This window comes from Pseudomonas sp. PME37.24/025 (assembly GCF_055556615.1).
Window position 1 is genome coordinate 1 of the sequence record NZ_JBVHNK010000103.1, and the last position, 283, is coordinate 283.

The 283-nt window shown below is 62.2% G+C and carries 1 pseudogene; it reads right to left on the reverse strand.

Annotated elements, in window-relative coordinates:
• Positions 1-283, reverse strand: a pseudogene (locus ACZ3HH_RS29680) (hypothetical protein); the annotation flags it as partial.

Genomic DNA, 283 nt, shown 5'->3' on the forward strand with positions numbered 1-283 from the left:
TAGAGCGTCCACTTGATGGCGAGGACGTTGGGGTCGGCCACCGCCTGGCGCAGGAACTGCACCACGACGTCGAAGGACTCGTAGGGGTGGTGGACGACGATATCCTTCTTGCGGATGGCCTCGAAGCAGTTGCCGTCGTATTCGCGGATGCGCTCGGGAAAGCGGATGTTGAAGGGCTTGAACAGCAGGTCGGGGCGCTCTGAGACGATGAGCTGCTTGGTGTCGGCAAGGCCCAGCAGCCCTTCCTTCACGAACACCGCATCCTCGCGGATCTCGAGTTCGC